The sequence below is a fragment of the Vibrio sp. J383 genome (assembly GCF_023503985.1).
Taxonomy (GTDB): domain Bacteria; phylum Pseudomonadota; class Gammaproteobacteria; order Enterobacterales; family Vibrionaceae; genus Vibrio; species Vibrio splendidus.
This window is the reverse complement of the sequence record NZ_CP097293.1, coordinates 1,337,619-1,354,501: the sequence shown is the minus strand read 5'-3', so window position 1 is coordinate 1,354,501 and position 16,883 is coordinate 1,337,619. Positions and strand designations below refer to the sequence as shown.

At 43.8% G+C, this 16,883-nt stretch carries 16 protein-coding genes; 7 read left to right on the top strand and 9 right to left on the bottom strand.

The annotated features are described in order from the left end of the window. Positions 1–83: 83 nt before the first annotated feature. The gene (locus M4S28_RS06155; RefSeq protein ID WP_249632503.1) at positions 84–371 is read left to right on the top strand and encodes a YciI family protein; all 288 of its coding nucleotides are present in this window, start codon (positions 84–86) and stop codon (positions 369–371) included. A 264-nt stretch (positions 372–635) separates the two neighbouring features. Here M4S28_RS06155 and M4S28_RS06150 read toward each other — a convergent pair whose 3' ends face one another. Next, entirely contained in the window at positions 636–1,649 is a 1,014-nt protein-coding gene (locus M4S28_RS06150; RefSeq protein ID WP_249632502.1) for a manganese-dependent inorganic pyrophosphatase, read from the bottom strand. A gap of 186 nt (positions 1,650–1,835) precedes the next feature. After that, positions 1,836–2,225, bottom strand: coding sequence for a helix-turn-helix domain-containing protein (locus tag M4S28_RS06145; RefSeq protein WP_102533585.1), 390 nt, complete (start codon positions 2,223–2,225; stop codon positions 1,836–1,838). 96 nt (positions 2,226–2,321) lie between these two features. Between M4S28_RS06145 and M4S28_RS06140 the strand changes: the two genes are divergently transcribed. Then, complete coding sequence (locus tag M4S28_RS06140; RefSeq protein ID WP_249632501.1) at positions 2,322–2,819, top strand: DUF2938 domain-containing protein; 498 nt, start codon at positions 2,322–2,324, stop codon at positions 2,817–2,819. Between the two features lie 119 nt (positions 2,820–2,938). On the opposite strand, the gene M4S28_RS06135 is transcribed toward M4S28_RS06140, so the two are convergent. Together M4S28_RS06135 and M4S28_RS06130 are read right to left on the bottom strand one after the other, a co-directional pair. Then, positions 2,939–3,391, bottom strand: a complete 453-nt coding sequence (locus M4S28_RS06135) for a septal ring lytic transglycosylase RlpA family protein (protein ID WP_249632500.1) — start codon at positions 3,389–3,391, stop codon at positions 2,939–2,941. A gap of 323 nt (positions 3,392–3,714) precedes the next feature. Further along, positions 3,715–4,425 (bottom strand): SDR family oxidoreductase, encoded by a 711-nt coding sequence (locus tag M4S28_RS06130; protein ID WP_249632499.1) that lies wholly within the window; start codon positions 4,423–4,425, stop codon positions 3,715–3,717. A 219-nt stretch (positions 4,426–4,644) separates the two neighbouring features. Here M4S28_RS06130 and M4S28_RS06125 point away from each other — a divergent pair, with 219 nt between their 5' ends. Continuing rightward, positions 4,645–5,541 (top strand): LysR family transcriptional regulator, encoded by an 897-nt coding sequence (locus M4S28_RS06125; RefSeq protein WP_249632498.1) that lies wholly within the window; start codon positions 4,645–4,647, stop codon positions 5,539–5,541. A gap of 192 nt (positions 5,542–5,733) precedes the next feature. Here the strand turns inward: M4S28_RS06125 and M4S28_RS06120 are convergent, their stop codons facing one another. Next, complete coding sequence (locus M4S28_RS06120; RefSeq protein WP_102488149.1) at positions 5,734–7,110, bottom strand: uracil-xanthine permease family protein; 1,377 nt, start codon at positions 7,108–7,110, stop codon at positions 5,734–5,736. Between the two features lie 281 nt (positions 7,111–7,391). Further along, positions 7,392–7,883, bottom strand: coding sequence for a VOC family protein (locus tag M4S28_RS06115; RefSeq protein WP_029406249.1), 492 nt, complete (start codon positions 7,881–7,883; stop codon positions 7,392–7,394). A 461-nt stretch (positions 7,884–8,344) separates the two neighbouring features. Here M4S28_RS06115 and ahpC point away from each other — a divergent pair, with 461 nt between their 5' ends. After that, positions 8,345–8,902, top strand: coding sequence for an alkyl hydroperoxide reductase subunit C (gene ahpC / locus M4S28_RS06110; protein WP_017078889.1), 558 nt, complete (start codon positions 8,345–8,347; stop codon positions 8,900–8,902). A gap of 228 nt (positions 8,903–9,130) precedes the next feature. Continuing rightward, a complete protein-coding gene (ahpF, locus tag M4S28_RS06105) occupies positions 9,131–10,723 on the top strand; it encodes an alkyl hydroperoxide reductase subunit F (RefSeq protein ID WP_249632497.1) in 1,593 nt (530 codons plus the stop codon). A 145-nt stretch (positions 10,724–10,868) separates the two neighbouring features. Here ahpF and M4S28_RS06100 read toward each other — a convergent pair whose 3' ends face one another. Continuing rightward, positions 10,869–11,468 (bottom strand): LysE family translocator, encoded by a 600-nt coding sequence (locus M4S28_RS06100; RefSeq protein ID WP_004736366.1) that lies wholly within the window; start codon positions 11,466–11,468, stop codon positions 10,869–10,871. Positions 11,469–11,590: 122 nt separating this feature from the next. Between M4S28_RS06100 and M4S28_RS06095 the strand changes: the two genes are divergently transcribed. Beyond that, positions 11,591–12,076, top strand: a complete 486-nt coding sequence (locus M4S28_RS06095; RefSeq protein ID WP_004736367.1) for an Lrp/AsnC family transcriptional regulator — start codon at positions 11,591–11,593, stop codon at positions 12,074–12,076. Between the two features lie 117 nt (positions 12,077–12,193). On the opposite strand, the gene M4S28_RS06090 is transcribed toward M4S28_RS06095, so the two are convergent. Together M4S28_RS06090 and M4S28_RS06085 are read right to left on the bottom strand one after the other, a co-directional pair. Continuing rightward, positions 12,194–13,564: an L-serine ammonia-lyase gene (locus M4S28_RS06090; RefSeq protein ID WP_249632496.1), complete on the bottom strand. Its 1,371-nt coding sequence runs from the start codon at positions 13,562–13,564 to the stop codon at positions 12,194–12,196. A 26-nt stretch (positions 13,565–13,590) separates the two neighbouring features. After that, on the bottom strand, positions 13,591–15,132 hold the full coding sequence (locus tag M4S28_RS06085; RefSeq protein ID WP_249632495.1) for a sodium:solute symporter family transporter: 1,542 nt from the start codon (positions 15,130–15,132) through the stop codon (positions 13,591–13,593). A gap of 348 nt (positions 15,133–15,480) precedes the next feature. Here M4S28_RS06085 and M4S28_RS06080 point away from each other — a divergent pair, with 348 nt between their 5' ends. Continuing rightward, the gene (locus tag M4S28_RS06080) at positions 15,481–16,776 is read left to right on the top strand and encodes an MFS transporter (protein ID WP_017092550.1); all 1,296 of its coding nucleotides are present in this window, start codon (positions 15,481–15,483) and stop codon (positions 16,774–16,776) included. The last annotated feature ends 107 nt before the right edge of the window (positions 16,777–16,883 follow it).

The window sequence follows — 16,883 nt, the reverse complement described above, 5'->3', positions numbered from 1 at the left end:
TGCGCTTCTAAAAAAGTAGCAGTATAGTCCGCTACGAAATAAGTAGCGATTTTATATTAATCTATTTGAAAAGCGAGAATTATATGTATCTAGTAGACATAACTTTTACTGACATGGAAAAAATAACGCCAGAACTAACTGATAAACATAAGAATTATCTTGAACAAGAATATAGATTAAACAAGCTGATGTTTGGCGGAAGAAAAGTACCTAGAACTGGGGGCATCCTTGTTTCACAACATGCGAGTGAGCGAGAGCTTGAACAAGTTTTAAACTCAGACCCATTCGTTAAAAGTGGGGCTGTAACTTATTCAATCACTGAATTTATTCCTGTAATGGCTTCTAAAGCTTATGCGGATATCGTAGCTTAACAAAAGACCATGGCGTCAATAGTTAATTTGCTGACGCTATTCTGATCCCACATTACACCGTCTCTGAGCATCTAATTTAAGAGCATAACCATCTTTCTCATACAGGCAATTATCGTTTAAGTGTTAAACATATTTTTCCTAATCTGAGAGCAGTGTTTTAAAGCAACAGACCTAACTCATTTTTGTCCAAATTCAATTTAGACGCCCAAGAACAAAAAAGGGATTGGTATCTCTACCAATCCCTCTCCCAAACTCTCTTAATACTTACAAGCTCTCAATTGCCTTTTGAACTGCAGGGCCAATCTGGCGCTTACGAGAAGTGACGCCCTCCAGAGTTAACATGTCACTTGTTGGTTCAGCGTTGAAAGCTGATTTGATAACTTGATAGTCGCTTTCGTCCACCCACAATAGGTTAGCTTCTTTGTTCTTAGTGTCTGTGATGGAGAAGAACAGATGGTCTAGCCCGCTCTCTTCTTTGTAAGACTTCATCGCCGCCAAAAGCTCGTCTTTGCGGTCAATCAGTTGTTGAGCCGTTAGCGTTTCAGCCACACCAATACCCACCTGTTTGCCACCGTATTTAAAGTTTTTGTAATCCAGCGTCAGAATGGTTTCAGATGAAAGGTGGCTGAGATCCGATTTAGCAATCATCATCTGTTGACCAAAATCTTCGATATCTGAAATACCTGCAACTTTTGCCAGCTTTTCAGCGTATTCACGATCATGATCAGTAGTGGTTGATGATTGGAATACCACAGTGTCAGAAAGGATTGCGCCTAAGCCTACACAAGCAAGGTGCTTAGGTAGGGTCACATCCAGCTTTTCAGCGTTGTCAGCCAGAATAGTTGCAGCCGATCCCCAACCTCGAATATCCATCTCGACAATCTGTGGGGTGTTAATCGGTGAGCCACCAATCGCGTGATGATCGACGACAGCCACAATAGATGCTTGGTCAACGGTTGGCGCTAATTGAGTCACTTGGTTGAAATCCACCAGCCCCACTCGGTATGAAGAGTAATCTGTCTCTACACGAGGTGATTCAGCATTACAGTAGTTCAAGACAAACGTCGATTCAGGATTGATAGGCTCAGGCACTGTCGCCGTTCCACCATAGATATGAGCCGCGAGTATCGCAGACATTACCGTGTCGCTGTCTGGGCTAAGGTGCCCCGTCCATACGAGATCTTCACTGTTTTTATTGGCAGATTGTTGCAAGCTAAAAGCAAAACTTGCTGAACTGAAAGACATGATTACGGCGGCAACGACAGGTGTTAGCTTCACGGGTATTTCCTTATTTGGATTCGTTTTAGAACCCCATAAGCTAGCCATCAAAAATTTCATAACCGTGTCAGCGATGTTTCAGATTTACTTCAGTTGGTAAGGAAATGTAATTTCCCTCTCTTTGAGTTCCGAGCTAACGTGCTTTGCCAAAAAAATGTATTCACTGAAGCTCCATTCTTACAAATTTTAAGCGAAATAGCGTTTAACTGATTTCATCAATTTCTGAAATGATAAACAGTCTAAATGAGATGGTTGTGGACAAGTCGCTACATGTTTAAGGCTGTCACGTACTACTTTCAGGCGTTTGATTTGAATATCAACGTCTTCGGCCTTCTGCATCAATAACGCGCGGTCAATTGCCAATTCATCTGATGTATCAAACATCGTTGATATTTCATTTAGTGACAATCCAGCAATACGCCCAAGGGAAATAACATTTAATTTATTTAATACCTTTGGTGAGTACTGCCTCCTTAACCCTTTTCTTCCATTAGAACGAATAAGACCTATTTTCTCATAATATCTTAACGTTGAAGGAGCTAGTCCAGACTCCCTAGAGACTTCTGCAATATCCATAAAATGCATCCTTGACTTAAAGTCGACTTCAAGTGGTAACGTGCCTGTGAATATAACAATGTTTAAATAAAGTACAAAATATAGGAGTAATTTCAAATGGACACTTCAGTTTACTTACAAGCCATATTGATTGGTATTGGTGGCACTTTGGCTATGGATATGTGGGCTTGGATTCAAAAGAAGTTGTTGGGGATTCCATCACTTGATTACGCACTGGTCGCTCGTTGGTTCGTTTTAATATCCAAAGGGCAATTTTTTCATACCCCTATAATGGCGACACCAGAAGTGAAAGGAGAGAAGGTATTAGGATGGATATTGCATTACTTGATAGGTATCGTTTTTGCGCTGGTTCTCATCTTTATTTGGGGAGAAGAATGGCTAGCAGAACCAAGGTTAATTCCGGCTTTACTGACTGGTATTGTAACTTTGGTCTTTCCATTTTTTGTTATTCAACCTTGCCTTGGCTTCGGGATAGCAGCAAGTAAAACCCCTAAACCTTGGAAAGCAAGATCCTTAAGTTTGTTGGCACATAGCGCATACGGAATCGGTTTATTCGAGAGTGCTTTATTAGTAATAATTGTGACTAATGGCTGAAAGGTTTTATTCATGACTTATGTCTTTTAACCCATGAATAAATCATGCGTTGATTGATAAATAGTTGTACGACTTCCAGTCACTTAGCCTCCCCAAAAAAGGGAGGCTAAGAGTCGGTTCTAGTGTTTGTACCTAAAGGTATTGCTGTCATCAACAATCTCGATTTTGACAGGCACGGTGCCTTGCTTAACATTGCCGATTTTTGCAAATGCCTTGTGCGAAAGGTCGATCACTCGGCCTTTTACGTAGGGGCCTCGGTCGTTAATTTTCACATCAACAGACTTGTTATTGTCTGTATTGGTCACTCTCACGATAGTGCCGAATGGCAAGGTTTTATGAGCCGCAGTATTCGCATTCATATTATACGTCTCACCACTTGCTGTGAGCCTTCCATGGAATTTATCGCCATACCAAGAAGCTTTACCAGCAAGAGCATGTGACTTGGCATATTCCTTTGTTTTAGAACTGCCGACAGCCGACGTTGAGGTGCATCCGGATAATATCATAAGAATAAGAGCGGTAAAGATAATATGTGATTTTTTCATGTGATTTGGGTGCGCTAATCTCTGCATATTTCTCTATTTTCGTTGTTGTTGGTTAGCAATATAATGCTGAGTATAGTCACTGCTCAGCCAAGGCTACCATTCGCTATGATGACGGAATGTTTTCATGAACGACACTTTCTTCCGTCATATTCATGAAAGGTTTTATCGTCAAAACGTCAACTTTAACAAAGCCTTAAAATTGTATATTTCTCAATCACCTCATGTAGATATAGCCACCCAACCAAAACATTCAGCCAAAAACATCCAAACCAGAAAAGGATTGGCATCTCTACCAATCCTCTTTAGGGGTGTTTCGTTTTCTAGCTTATTGCAGCTATCCAAATCTACTGTTAATGCATCTTATTGTTGACGGTAATTAGCGAGCCACTCAGATAGGTTTTATTAGGCTGAACCAACTCCATCATTAACTCCGCCAAGTCAGCTGGATCTACCCATGTAGAGTGGTCAGCATCAGGAAGTGCTTGTCGATTGACTTCAGTATCAACAATGGTCGGCAATACCGCATTCACTTGAACATTGGATGATGCGCCCTCTGCAGCCAAGCTTTCGACCAAAGCATTCAATGCCATTTTAGACGCCATATAAGGGCCAAAACCTGCGGGGATATTACGCGCTGTATCACGGGCAGAAACAAACATCAGTGAACCACTTCCCTGCGACTCCATTAACTTGAAAACTTCTCTTCCGAAGACAAACGCCGTCATAAAGTTCGCATTCCACAAGTCAGACATTTTACTCACTTCCACGTCAGTCCAATGACTCCAGGTATAAATACCAGAGCAATGAAAATGAGCATCGATATGACCTAAGATTTCAGATGCCTCGGCAGCAAGCGCTTGGCTTTGCTCTTCATCCGTAAGATCTCCAAGTAACACGGTCAGATGGCCTGAATACTTATCTTCTAGGCTTTTTGCTCTTGCTTCATCGCCGATGCGTCCAAAAGCGACAACACGGGTTCCGCTCGTAATAAGCTTTTCAATCAGGTGTTGGGCTGTTACCGAAAAGCAAGCTGCGATAGTGGCTGTTCTAATTGTATTCATGGTTATTGCTCGTTGTTAGTGATGATGTGGAGAATCATAGAGACAACAACCAGAGGTTTGAATCTGCCGAGAGGCAATTCAGTTTTGCTTTAAAGGCAATTAAGCTAACATTGAAGGACCATAAAGACATCAATATCACTTCCACTTCGGGCATAAACTGGATTCATCAGAAAGCTCCGCTTGGGAAGAATCGAAACCATCGTTTAATGAGTAATGCACATGAGCCTGTTCAATCGTCTTGCCTATTTCAACTGTGTGGTTGAACAAGGCAGCATCTCCAAAGCCAGTCGGATATTTGATATTCAGCCTTCTTCTATTTCCAGACAGCTCTCTGCACTGGAAGAAGAACTCAATGTGCGACTATTAGAGCGTTCGACACGCAACGTAGGCGTCACTGAAGCAGGTCAATTGTTCTATCAATATTCCAAGCGCATTACAGGCGAATTTGATGAAGCAAAACGAGCCGTCAGCGCATTGCATCACTCACCAAGAGGAAGCCTCAAGATAAGCACCACCGTTGCGTTTGGAGAGAGCAAAATCTTGCCCCTTGTTCCTATCTTTAGGGCTGCCTTTCCCGAGGTCGATATTGAAATTGAAATCACAGAAAGAGTGGTCGATCTGATCGAAGAAAATGTGGATATCGCGATTCGCAGTGGCCGACTGCCTGATTCTAATTTGATCGCTAAGAAGCTCGTCCAAAACAACTTTATTCTATGCGCCAGTCCTGACTATGTAAGAAGAAACAAAGCCCCTCAACATGTTGAAGATCTAGCAAAACATGACTGCTTAGTTTATGGCTACAAGGGGTGGCATGATTGGTTTGTATTGGATAAAAAACCGCAAAAAATCGACATCTCTTATTACATGGAAGTCGACTCTGTGAACGGGCAAAAGCAATTGATATCGAACGGTGGTGGTATTGCCCTGCTCCCACAATGGGCTATTGAAGAAGAACTTAAAATAGGTAAATTGGTACAATTGCTTCCTGAGTTTACGTTTAGCCCATGTAACTATGAAACCAGCACATACGCAATCTATCAAAACCGCCAGCTAGTTCCGAGCAAGGTTCGAGTGTTTTTGGATTTCCTCACTGAGCATTTCGGAACTACTCTTTAGTTTTTGTATCTCGTACGTCAGCAGAAGGTATTTAGCTGATGACGATGTATAAGTCGAACCATGTCTATCATAACCAACCCAAAAAAGAAGATTGGTATCTATACCAATCCTCTTTAAGAGGTGTTTCGACTTTTCTGTCTTAAGCGCAATTGTCCGTAATCAGTCACCTACGCTTCTTCTCGGCTGTATAAGTTACGCTTTACTGGTTTGTACCGAACTTGCCACAGGCTTGGTTTTGTTTTCTGGAACCAAAGACATCAACCCGGTAATAACAAGAGCAGCAACACCCGACATCGTTACTGGTGAGCCAAATATGCTTTGCACTAGCTTGGGTGCTTCTTTCAATAAATCCGGTACCAGCATTACCCCCAGTCCTAAACCTAATGAGATGGCAATCGTCATGATTCTGCGACGATCAAGCTTCTCGCTAGCGATAATCTTGATGCCCGCCGCAGCAACCGTACCAAACATCACCAATGTCGCTCCGCCTAATACTGGCTTTGGAATCGTCATTAATACCGCGCCTAAGATGGGAAATAGGCCTAATAGAAAAAGAATCGCCGCAATGAAGTAGCCAATGTAGCGACTCGCAATCCCCGTAAAATGGATCACACCATTGTTCTGGCTGAAAGTCGTGTTTGGAAAAGTGTTGAATACTGCTGCAATAAGCGAGTTTACGCCGTCACCTAGCACGCCCGCCTTGAGTCGATTGATGTATTTTGGCCCCTTAACTGGCTGTCCTGAGAACATGCTGTTGGCAGTCAGGTCACCGGTTGTTTCAATAACGGTAATCAAGTAGATAAAAGCAATCGGCAGGAAGGCTTGCCAATCAAAAGCGAAGCCATATTTAAATGGGACAGGGATACTCAATAGCGGTTGAGATGCAAAAGAAACCATTGGCGCCTTGCCCATCAGAATAGCAACGCCCCACCCTACAACCAATCCGACTAAAATCGACGACAGCCTTACCATGGTGTTGTTGCTTAGGTTAAGTGCCACTATGGTTCCGAGCACAATCGCACCCAACATCAAATTGCTTCCAGAACCAAAATCTTCTGCGCCAACACCACCAGCGATATCAGTGACGCCGACTTTAATCAAAGAGACACCAATCGTCGTGATAACGATGCCGGTCACAACGGGCGTGATCACTACTTTGAGTTTTTCGATAAAGCGCGATAGGACGATTTCGACAAATGCACCAAAGAAGCAGACACCAAAAATGGTGGCGAGCATTTCATCCGGCCCACCTCCATTTGCTTTAACAAGAAAACCCGCACCTAAGACAGAACCTAAGAACGCAAAGCTGGTCCCTTGGACACAGATCATCCCTGCGCCAACTGGCCCTATTTTCCTAGCTTGTATAAAAGTGCCAACCCCAGACACCATCAGTGCCATGCTGATCAAATAAGGGATGTGTTCACCCAACCCTAAAACACCGCCAATAATGAGCGTTGGTGTGATAATGCCAACAAAGCTGGCTAATACATGCTGCAGCGCCGCGTAACTGGCTGCTTTAACTGATGGTCGATCGTCTAATCCGTAGATCAATTCACTGTTCTGTTCCATGTGACTTCCTTTATGTATTTTTTATTGTATACAATTTACATAAAGGCAATAGTGCAACATATATGCCAATGGTTTAGCATCATATTTATCAATCAGTTAAGTTTTCGCTCAAGCCAATGCTGCACTATAGATCAACAATGTCGGCTTGTTTTAGTGCAACCGATAGTTTATCCGATGTTCCTAAATTAAGCCCTACAGACACAAAAAAAGGATTGGTATCGCTACCAATCCTCTTTAGGGGGTGTTTCGGTTTTCTACCTTATGACAGGTAGGTAACGCGATTACTCGTAATCAGTCGCGTAGGTGTCTTCGTATGTGTGCGAGTAAAATTCGAATAGGTTGCCAAACGGGTCTTCTAGGTAAACCATTTGTGCTTGTTTTAGTTCGTCTTCTGGGTGGTAACGCATGATGTCCATACGAACCTTACCGCCATACTCTTCAACACGCTTAATAGCTGAATGAAACTGCTCTTTTGGAAGTTGCAGACAGAAGTGGAAGATACCTAGGCGAGAGAAATCAACTTCGTGACGCTCTTGGCGATCTTTCATTTCGAACAGCTCAACACCGATGCCATCAGATGTGACTAGGTGAGCAATGTTGAAGCCTTTGAAGCCTTCGCCAAATACTGCGATACACATACGGCCGATTGCTGATTCGCGCTCTTCCATTACTTTGGTGTTGTTCATTACGATTCTTAGACCCAGAGCCTTAGTGTAAAACTCGACTGCTTTGTCCATGTCGCCAACCATGATGCCTACGTGATTCATTTTCATAACTTGCTCCAAATTCGTTTTTAATTCTGTGCGTTTCGAAGACTGGCTTCGATGTTTCGTTTCGATGGAGAGAGTATATGGAGATGTGACGATTAACTGAAATTATCATAAATTATATTAATGATAATTTTTTGTTATTTAAAGGTTGGTATAACAACTCAACTCGCGTAAAGAAACCGTACTTCCCCTTACCTACATAGATACTGAACCAAATACTGCTTGCCTAAATAGAGAACAACCTAAAAAGCATAGCTACTCAAATTGGGGGGGCTGATGTTTGATGGCTTTTGTTAATCGTTTTTGTTGATAGCTTTTACCGGTAGTCCTTTCCTTTCCAAGATAGGATTTGCCTATTGAATCTATAGAAATGTCCGATTTCACTAATTTTCGGTGCGAATGCAATATAGCTCCATCGACGCGGGATAGCGTTAAACACTACAAATTAGAAAGAGAGTCGAATCATGATCAACACAGAAATCAAACCATTCAACGCAACAGCATTCAAAAACGGCGAATTCGTAGAAATCACTGAGCAAGACGTTAAAGGCAAGTGGGCTGTATTCTTCTTCTACCCAGCAGACTTCACGTTTGTATGTCCAACTGAGCTAGTTGACCTACAAGACAAATACGCAGAGCTTCAATCTCGCGGCGTAGAAGTTTACTCAGTATCAACTGACACGCACTTCTCTCACAAAGCATGGCACGATACTTCTGACAAAATCGGCACTATCGAATACTTCATGGTAGGCGACCAAACAGGCAACATCACAAACAACTTCAACGTTATGCGTGAAGGTCAGGGCCTTGCAGACCGTGCAACGTTCCTAATCGACCCTGAAGGTGTTATCCAAGCAATGGAAATCACAGCTGAAGGCATCGGCCGTGACGCTGAAGACCTACTACGCAAGGTTAAAGCAGCGCAATACGTAGCCGCTCACCCAGGTGAAGTTTGCCCAGCTAAATGGAAAGAAGGCGAAGAGACTCTAGCGCCATCTCTAGACCTAGTAGGCAAGATTTAATCTAAGCCTAGTTCAAACAAGAACAGCTAAGAAAGAACAAGTAAAACAGAACAGTTAAACGGTTCTACAGGCGCGCTTCGGCCCCCCTCCTAAAGGGCAGTCGCGCGCCACCCTTTCAAAAAATCAACACCACAATATTTGCCGACTTGCGCCCCCTTTTTATTTTCCTTTTTCAGCAAGAAGGTATTGGTCAATACCAAGACACAGAATTTAAGAGCAGGCACGATTATGTTAGATCAAGCAATGAAGCAGCAGCTAAAAGCATACCTAGAAAACCTAAAAACCAATGTTCAGTTAGTGCTGAGCCTTGATAGCAGCGATACCGCGAACAAACTTCAAGATCTGGCGAATGACATCGCGTCTTTGACTGACAAAATTGAAGTTACTCGCGATGACAGCGCAAGCACTCGCAGTCCTATCATGCAGGTCGTGAACCAAGAGAAAGGCACCGCGATCGGTTTTGCCGGTTTGCCAATGGGTCACGAATTTACGTCACTGGTTCTAGCACTGCTTCATAGTGGTGGTCACCCTATCAAGCTTGCAGCTGACGTAATTGAACAAATTAAAGAACTCGATCAAGAACTTAATGTAGAGGTTTTCATCTCGCTCTCATGCCAAAACTGCCCAGAAGTGGTTCAGGCATTCAACATGATGTCGGCGATTAACCCGTTAGTTAAGACAACGATGATTGATGGCGCAGCATTCCAAGACGAAGTGAAGTCTCGCGACATCATGGCAGTTCCAAGCGTGTTTATTAACGGTGAGCTATTTGGTCAAGGACGTATGTCACTGGCTGAAATTCTCAACAAAGTTGATTCAGGCGCTGCAGAAAAGAAAGCAGCTAACCTAAACGAACAAGCACCGTTTGATGTATTGGTTGTCGGCGGTGGCCCAGCAGGTTCTTCAGCCGCTATCTATGCTGCACGTAAAGGCATTCGCACTGGTGTGGTTGCTGACCGATTCGGTGGCCAAGTGATGGACACCATGGCGATTGAGAACTTTATCTCCGTGAAAGCGACGACAGGTCCTAAGCTAGTAGCTAGCCTTGAAGAGCACGTAAAAGAGTACGGTGTTGAGATAATGACTGAGCAGCGCGCTGCGAACATCATCGCAGCCGAAGACACAGAAGACGGCTACATCCACGTTGAGCTAGAGAGCGGCGCAACATTACGATCTCGTACGGTCATCACCAGTACCGGTGCTCGCTGGCGTGAAATGAACGTTCCGGGTGAGCAAGACTACCGCAACAAAGGCGTCGCTTACTGCCCACACTGTGACGGCCCTTTATTCAAAGGAAAGAAAACAGCGGTTATTGGTGGTGGTAACTCAGGCATTGAAGCGGCAATTGATTTAGCGGGTATCGTTGAACACGTAACCGTACTTGAATTTGCAGACACATTGCGTGCCGACCAAGTGCTTATCGACAAAGCAAATGCAACACCAAACATCGAAATCATCAAGATGGCTCAAACCACACAAGTGATTGGTGATGGCAACCGTGTAACCGGTCTGGAATACAAAGACCGCAATACGGATGAACTTAAACAGATCGAACTCGCGGGTATCTTTGTTCAAATCGGCCTAATGCCAAACAGCGAATGGTTGAAGGGTTCGAAAGTTGAGCTTTCACCACGCGGTGAAATTGAAATCAACGCTCATGGCGCTACATCAATGAAAGGTGTGTTCGCAGCGGGTGACGTAACAACCGTACCTTACAAACAGATCATCATTGCGATGGGTGAAGGTGCAAAAGCAAGCTTAGGTGCATTTGACCACCTAATCCGTAACTCAGCTCCAGTTAAAGAGGCTGAAACCGCTTAATCTTTACACTTAAAAGCTTCTAGGCTTAAAAGCTTTTAACTCAAGTTCCTTAAATATTTGTTAACTTAATTCTTTACTGTTAACGACTTAGTCGACATTTAGACACCACTCCTATGGATTTAGGAGTGGTTTTTTTCTTTGTGATTTATGCAGGTTGATAAAGCATAAAGGCAACCACCATCGCTAAGCTTCCACCCAAGCAACGGTTCACAAACATCATCTGTTTTGGTGATTGCAGTAATTTTTTCAGCATGGTGCCGCAATACGCCCACACCAACATGCACGGCACACCGGTAATAACCATACCCGCGATAATGGTCACTACTTGAATCAAGTAATCTGCATTCGGAGTAATGAATTGCGAAAACACGGTTAATGAAGCTATCCAACCTTTAGGGTTTAACACCTGCACCAACACACCTGACATAAAACCTGAACGTTTATCTGTGGTGCTTTCTTCGATTTGCATGTTAGCAATCGACCACGCCATGAACAGCAAATAAGCCGCACCCGCGTATTTCAAAATGTTGTATAGCTCTGGGTAAAGGGTAAATAGGCTCACCAAACCGACACTGGAACCCGCCAGCACGATGATGATGCCAACAGCGTTCCCAGAGATAAAAGGTAAAGTCGCAGCAAACCCATAACGACTTGAAATCCCAAGTAATGCGATATTGCCTGCCCCAGGTGTAATTGCAATTGATGTTGAAAATAGCAAGAACGCCAGCATTAATTGAGAGCTCATTTCCTCTCACTCCTAATAAGTAAAGTATTTATACGGAGAGAGTTTACAGATTCGACTAGGAATTAAATTGCTATATAGGCTAATATTAATCCAAATTTGAGCAAGACTTTTCTAAAAACACCATGAAACAGAAAGAATCCACCAAAGAAGTGTTAGATGACACAGATATCGCCATCTTAGAACATATCCAACAAGACGGACGCATGAGCAACAGTAAGCTCGCAGAGAAGGTCAACCTCAGCGAAACCCCGTGCTGGCGCCGTTGGAAACGCATGGAAGAGACGGGCTATATCGATGGTTACGCCGCTAAGCTGAATCGCAAGAAATTAGGCTTTCATGTTGCAGGCTTTACGCTAGTGACACTGGGCAACCACGAGGTCGAAAACACGGAACCGTTTGAAGAGTTTGTCGAAGTAACCGATTGGATTCCTATGTGTCACTGCATTGCAGGTGGTGCCGACTATATGATTCAAGTGCTAGCGAAAGATTTAGAAGAGTACTTTGAGCGTATTAGCTCGATCAGACGAGTCAAAGGCGTGAGTGCGATTCAGTCGAATATCTCGGTTAAAGAGTTGAAAAACAGCTATAAGTTGCCTCTTGGGGACTAGTTCACTTCTCCTGACAGCCCTTTTCTTTAAGCAAAATAAAAGCCCAGCTCCCTAGATTTCTAAAACTTAGGGGCTGGGCTTTGTTATTTTGAAACAGATATCGTTTATTTACGCTTGCTATTCACAAGGGTGAGCTAAATGAATCAGCGCCAAACCACCTAGAGACGTTTCACGATACTTCTTATTCATGTCTTTACCCGTCTGATACATAGTAGCGATAACCTTATCCAATGAAATCAGGCTTTTACTGTTACGTTTGAGTGCCATTCGTGAAGCATTAATCGCCTTCATGGAACCCATCGCATTTCGTTCAATACATGGCACTTGTACCAAGCCACCAATCGGGTCACATGTCATACCCAATGAATGCTCCATCGCAATTTCGGCCGCAATGCAAATCTGCTCATTACTGCCACCGCGTAAAGCGGTTAAACCCGCCGCCGCCATAGAAGACGAAACGCCCACTTCACCTTGGCAGCCCACTTCGGCACCAGAAATAGAAGCGTTGGTTTTGTACAAAATACCAATCGCGCCCGATACGGCTAAGAAGTCTTTTAACTGCTTAGTATCCAACTCTTTAATGAAGCGATGGTAATACATCAATACGGCTGGAATCACGCCCGCGGCACCATTAGTTGGTGATGTCACGACTTGGCCACCAGCCGCATTTTCTTCACTCACCGCAAAGGCGAATAAGTTAATCCAATCCATGATTTCCATTGGATCGTTTTCAACGGCCGCATTCGCTTCGAGCTTCTTCAACAAGTTTGGAGCACGACGAGTGACGTTCAAGCCACCATCAAGAATGCCTTCAGTTTCAAAGCCACGTTCCATACAACGAGTCATTACTCGCCAGATTTGATCGGCCTTTTCTGAGATAACATCATCGCCTTGGAAAGCCGCTTCATTTTTCAAAATCATGCCACCCAAGCTCATGCCGCTACTTTCGGCTTTTTGCAGCATCTCATCGGCATTTTTGAATGGGAAAGGGACTTCTACTGCTTGGGTTTTAGTGCCGTTTTGCAGCTCGTCCGCGGTTGCAATAAAGCCACCACCAATGGAGTAATAGGTTTCATCGATAATCGCATTACCACTTTGATCGAACGCGGTAATCATCATGCCGTTTTCATGCAAAGGCAGATTGTCTTCGTGGAATAGCATGTCGGTTTGATAATTGAAGCCAATGGTGTGATGGCCACTCAACGGCATTTCACCACTATCGATAGCAAGACGCATCACTTCATTAGCGCTGGTGATCTTAATCGAGTCTGGCTTATTGCCAAGCAAACCCAAGATGGTTGCTCTGTCGGTATGGTGCCCAATTCCGGTTAACGATAACGAACCATAAAGATCGACCTGAACACGAACCACTTCCGTGATTTTATCCGCGACTAATTGAGTGAAATGGAAACCTGCAATCATTGGGCCGTTAGTGTGTGAGCTCGATGGCCCCACACCAATTTTGTAGATATCAAAGATCGATAACATAGATATACCAGTAAAGAATCGGTCAATTAAGAAAGAGCGGCATAAAGCCAATCAGGGATAACAGTACAAGCAGCGATTGTCACAACAGCGAACACCAACAAGCCGTAATGACTCGCGGTAGGCTTGGCGAATAAGTGCTTCTGCTTGGCGATAAATTCGTTTTGTTGTTCAGTTACTTGCCCATAGAAATGGCTAACGACAACACCTAGCACTAAGAAAACCACAGTGCCGATTAAGGCGAACCAAGGCCAAGAGATACCATAGTATTTTGCAATAAACACCACAACCACACTGCCAATACTGCCTGCAATCACCCCTTTCTCATTCGCCTTTTTAAAGAACAAACCAAGGATGAAAGAGCCAAGGCGAATACCAACAAAAATGGACGTCAGGCTGGCAATCGTCTTAAGCACAGATTCGTTAGAAACCGCCATCAAAGCCGGTACGACAACTGAAGCCGCAGCAACCAAGCTCATCTTTCTTGCCACCGATTCATAATGTGCATCGGAAGCTTTCTTACGGAAAAAGCGCTTGTAGAAATCGAACGTTGCGACCGTTGCCATTGAGTTATAGGTTGAATCCAAGGTCGACATTGCCGCTGCCGACAGAGCTGAAATCACCAGTCCAACAATGATTGGGTTGGTATGATTGAATACAAAATCGAGAATCACTTCATTGCTGTTTTCAAAGCTTTGGTCTTGATAAAAGACACTCAGAAGAACGCCCATTACAGAGAAAAACAGGTAGATAAAGAAGGCGCCGTAACCACAAAGCAGCATCGATTTCTGTGCCGTCGCAACGTTTTTTGTTGCTAATGTTCTTTGAATAATCAGTTGATTAGTGCCATACACACTCAGATGCAAGAAACTCACGGCAACCACACCCGCCCACAGTGTAGTATCAACTCCCAAGTCGAAATCGAGATTGATGATATTCAGATGTTCAGGAGACAACACCTCGCCCGCGTCAATCTTCATCAGCAATAAGACAAAGATCGCAATGCTGCCAATGATCAGCACCGCCGACTGCAGCATGTCTGTCCATATGACGGTCGAAATCCCGCCCGCATAGGTATACAAAGCCGTAAATAAGCTGATGTAGATGATCGCCTCGGAGATACTCACCGGCAACACTTGCACCAAGATCAGTGCAACTGCATACAAAATTACCCCAGCCGAAATACACTGAACCACAATAAACACGATTGAGTTAATCGTGCGAGCAACAACGCCAAAGCGGTGCTCTAGGTATTCATAAATCGAAGTCAGGCCGAGTTTGTAAAACACCGGGACAAAGAAAACCACAGCGAAAAAGATCACTATTGGGTAATTCAAATGGACGCTCATTGCTTCCATGCCTGAGCTATAAACCCAGCCCGGCATACCCACGAACGTCATCGCACTGATGTAGGTTGCAAGAATCGACACACCTGCCGTAAACCAACCAAACTGTTTTCCACCAGTCGAAAAATCGCCACCAACGCTATAACGCTTATTTACTAAGTAACTGATAAATAAAGTAGTTAGTACATATAAAGCAATAACCACAAAACTTGAGTACGTAACCATTTTTAGATTCCGTTTATTATATTTCGCAATTCATTCGCCGCCAATAGTACTCAAAAATAGATATTTTCCCTCAAAAACCCACAATAAGTGTGAGTATTGTCACTAAGATAGATGATTAAACGCTCTAAACACGTGAAAACGCCGAAAACCACGATCTAATGAGATCAAGATCACTAAAACAGACAAAGTGGGTACGCACTCATTTTAAAATTGACTTTGATCACGGATCTAATAACCACAAAAATTCTATTATCTCTCCCGAAATGAAGATGGTGTGGTGAACATAAATAACCACTGCACAATAATCAAAACTATAAACACCCTATAAAAAATAAAGGTTTATCGGTCATGACTACTAAAAAACACATGAGCGAAGTTCCTATGATTCAAAGGGTAGCCGCTTATCTTGCAATTCTAGTTGGCTACTTTTTCTATTGTTATAACTTTGTAATTATTGACTACGTACGCCCATACATCGTTGATGCGTATGATGGTATTAACTTAGCGGATACCGCTCAGTTCTATACATGGCAGTCGGTTGGCGCACTTATTGGTGCCTTAAGCTGTGCATGGGTGGCATCAAACTTTGGTAAGAAATCGACTCTTATTGTCATCACTGCACTGAACGGTGGCGCAACCATCATCAACATGATGTTTACTGACTACGCGATGTGGGCAGCAATGCGTTTCATCATCGGTATTTCTTTAGGTGGTTACTTCACAGTCGCTGTGAGCTTGATGATCGGTCTATTCACGCCATCAGTTCGCGGTAAATTAACGGCATTCGCTTCTTCTATGTTCTCGGTTGCTCTAATGGCAATGGGCGCGTACGCAGCATTCATTTCTAGCGTTGATGCACCTTGGCAGAGCCTAATGTGGGTGGGTGGTATTCCTCCTCTAGTTGCTGCAGCACTGATGATCTTCATCCTACCTAGCGACAAGAAAGTGATCGCTTACGGTGAAGAAGATCAAGCCGCAGCTGAAGCATCGAATAAACCAGCGAAGAAAGGTTCTTGGGGTGAAATGCTAAGCGCGCCTTACCGCAAGTTAACCATCACTTGTCTACTACTGGCTGGCCTTAACTTCTATGGCTACCAATTCTTCTCAGGCTTCGTGACAACGTACCTGAAAGAAGTTCGCCAATTTGACGGTTCAACTATCGGTATCATCTTCTCTATCTCAGCATTCGGTTCTCTATTCGGTGCTTGGGTATGGGGTGCAATCGCCGACAAATACGGCCGTAAAGTGAACGCGTTTGGTTTCATCCTTGCGGGTGTCATGGCTTCAGTATTCTTCGTAGCACCAAGCGACGTGATGATCGGCAGCCTAAACATGCTGGCTATCCTAGGCCTTATCTACAACTTCGGTCTGTCTGCTTCTGCGGTATGGGGTGGTTACTTCTCTGAGTTGTTCCCTGCTCACCTACGTAGCTTCGGTGCAGCTCTGTTCCACGGTGGTCGTATCATCGGCATGTGGGCACCAATGGTGTTGGTATTCATCCAAGAGCGCAGCGACCTTGCAACGGCAATGTGGGGCTCGCCAATCGTATGGATTCTAGCTGGTCTACTGTGGCTATCTCTACCAGAAACATTGAAAGGCGGCATTTTCGACAAGAGCAAAAAAGCGGAAACAGCAAAAGCTTAATCCCCTTTAGTTGAAGACTTCTAAAAGTTGAAAACCTCTAGAAGTTGAAGACCTCTAAAGACACGAAATAAACATCAATCCGGCTGAGAAGTCAGCCGGTAACAAAA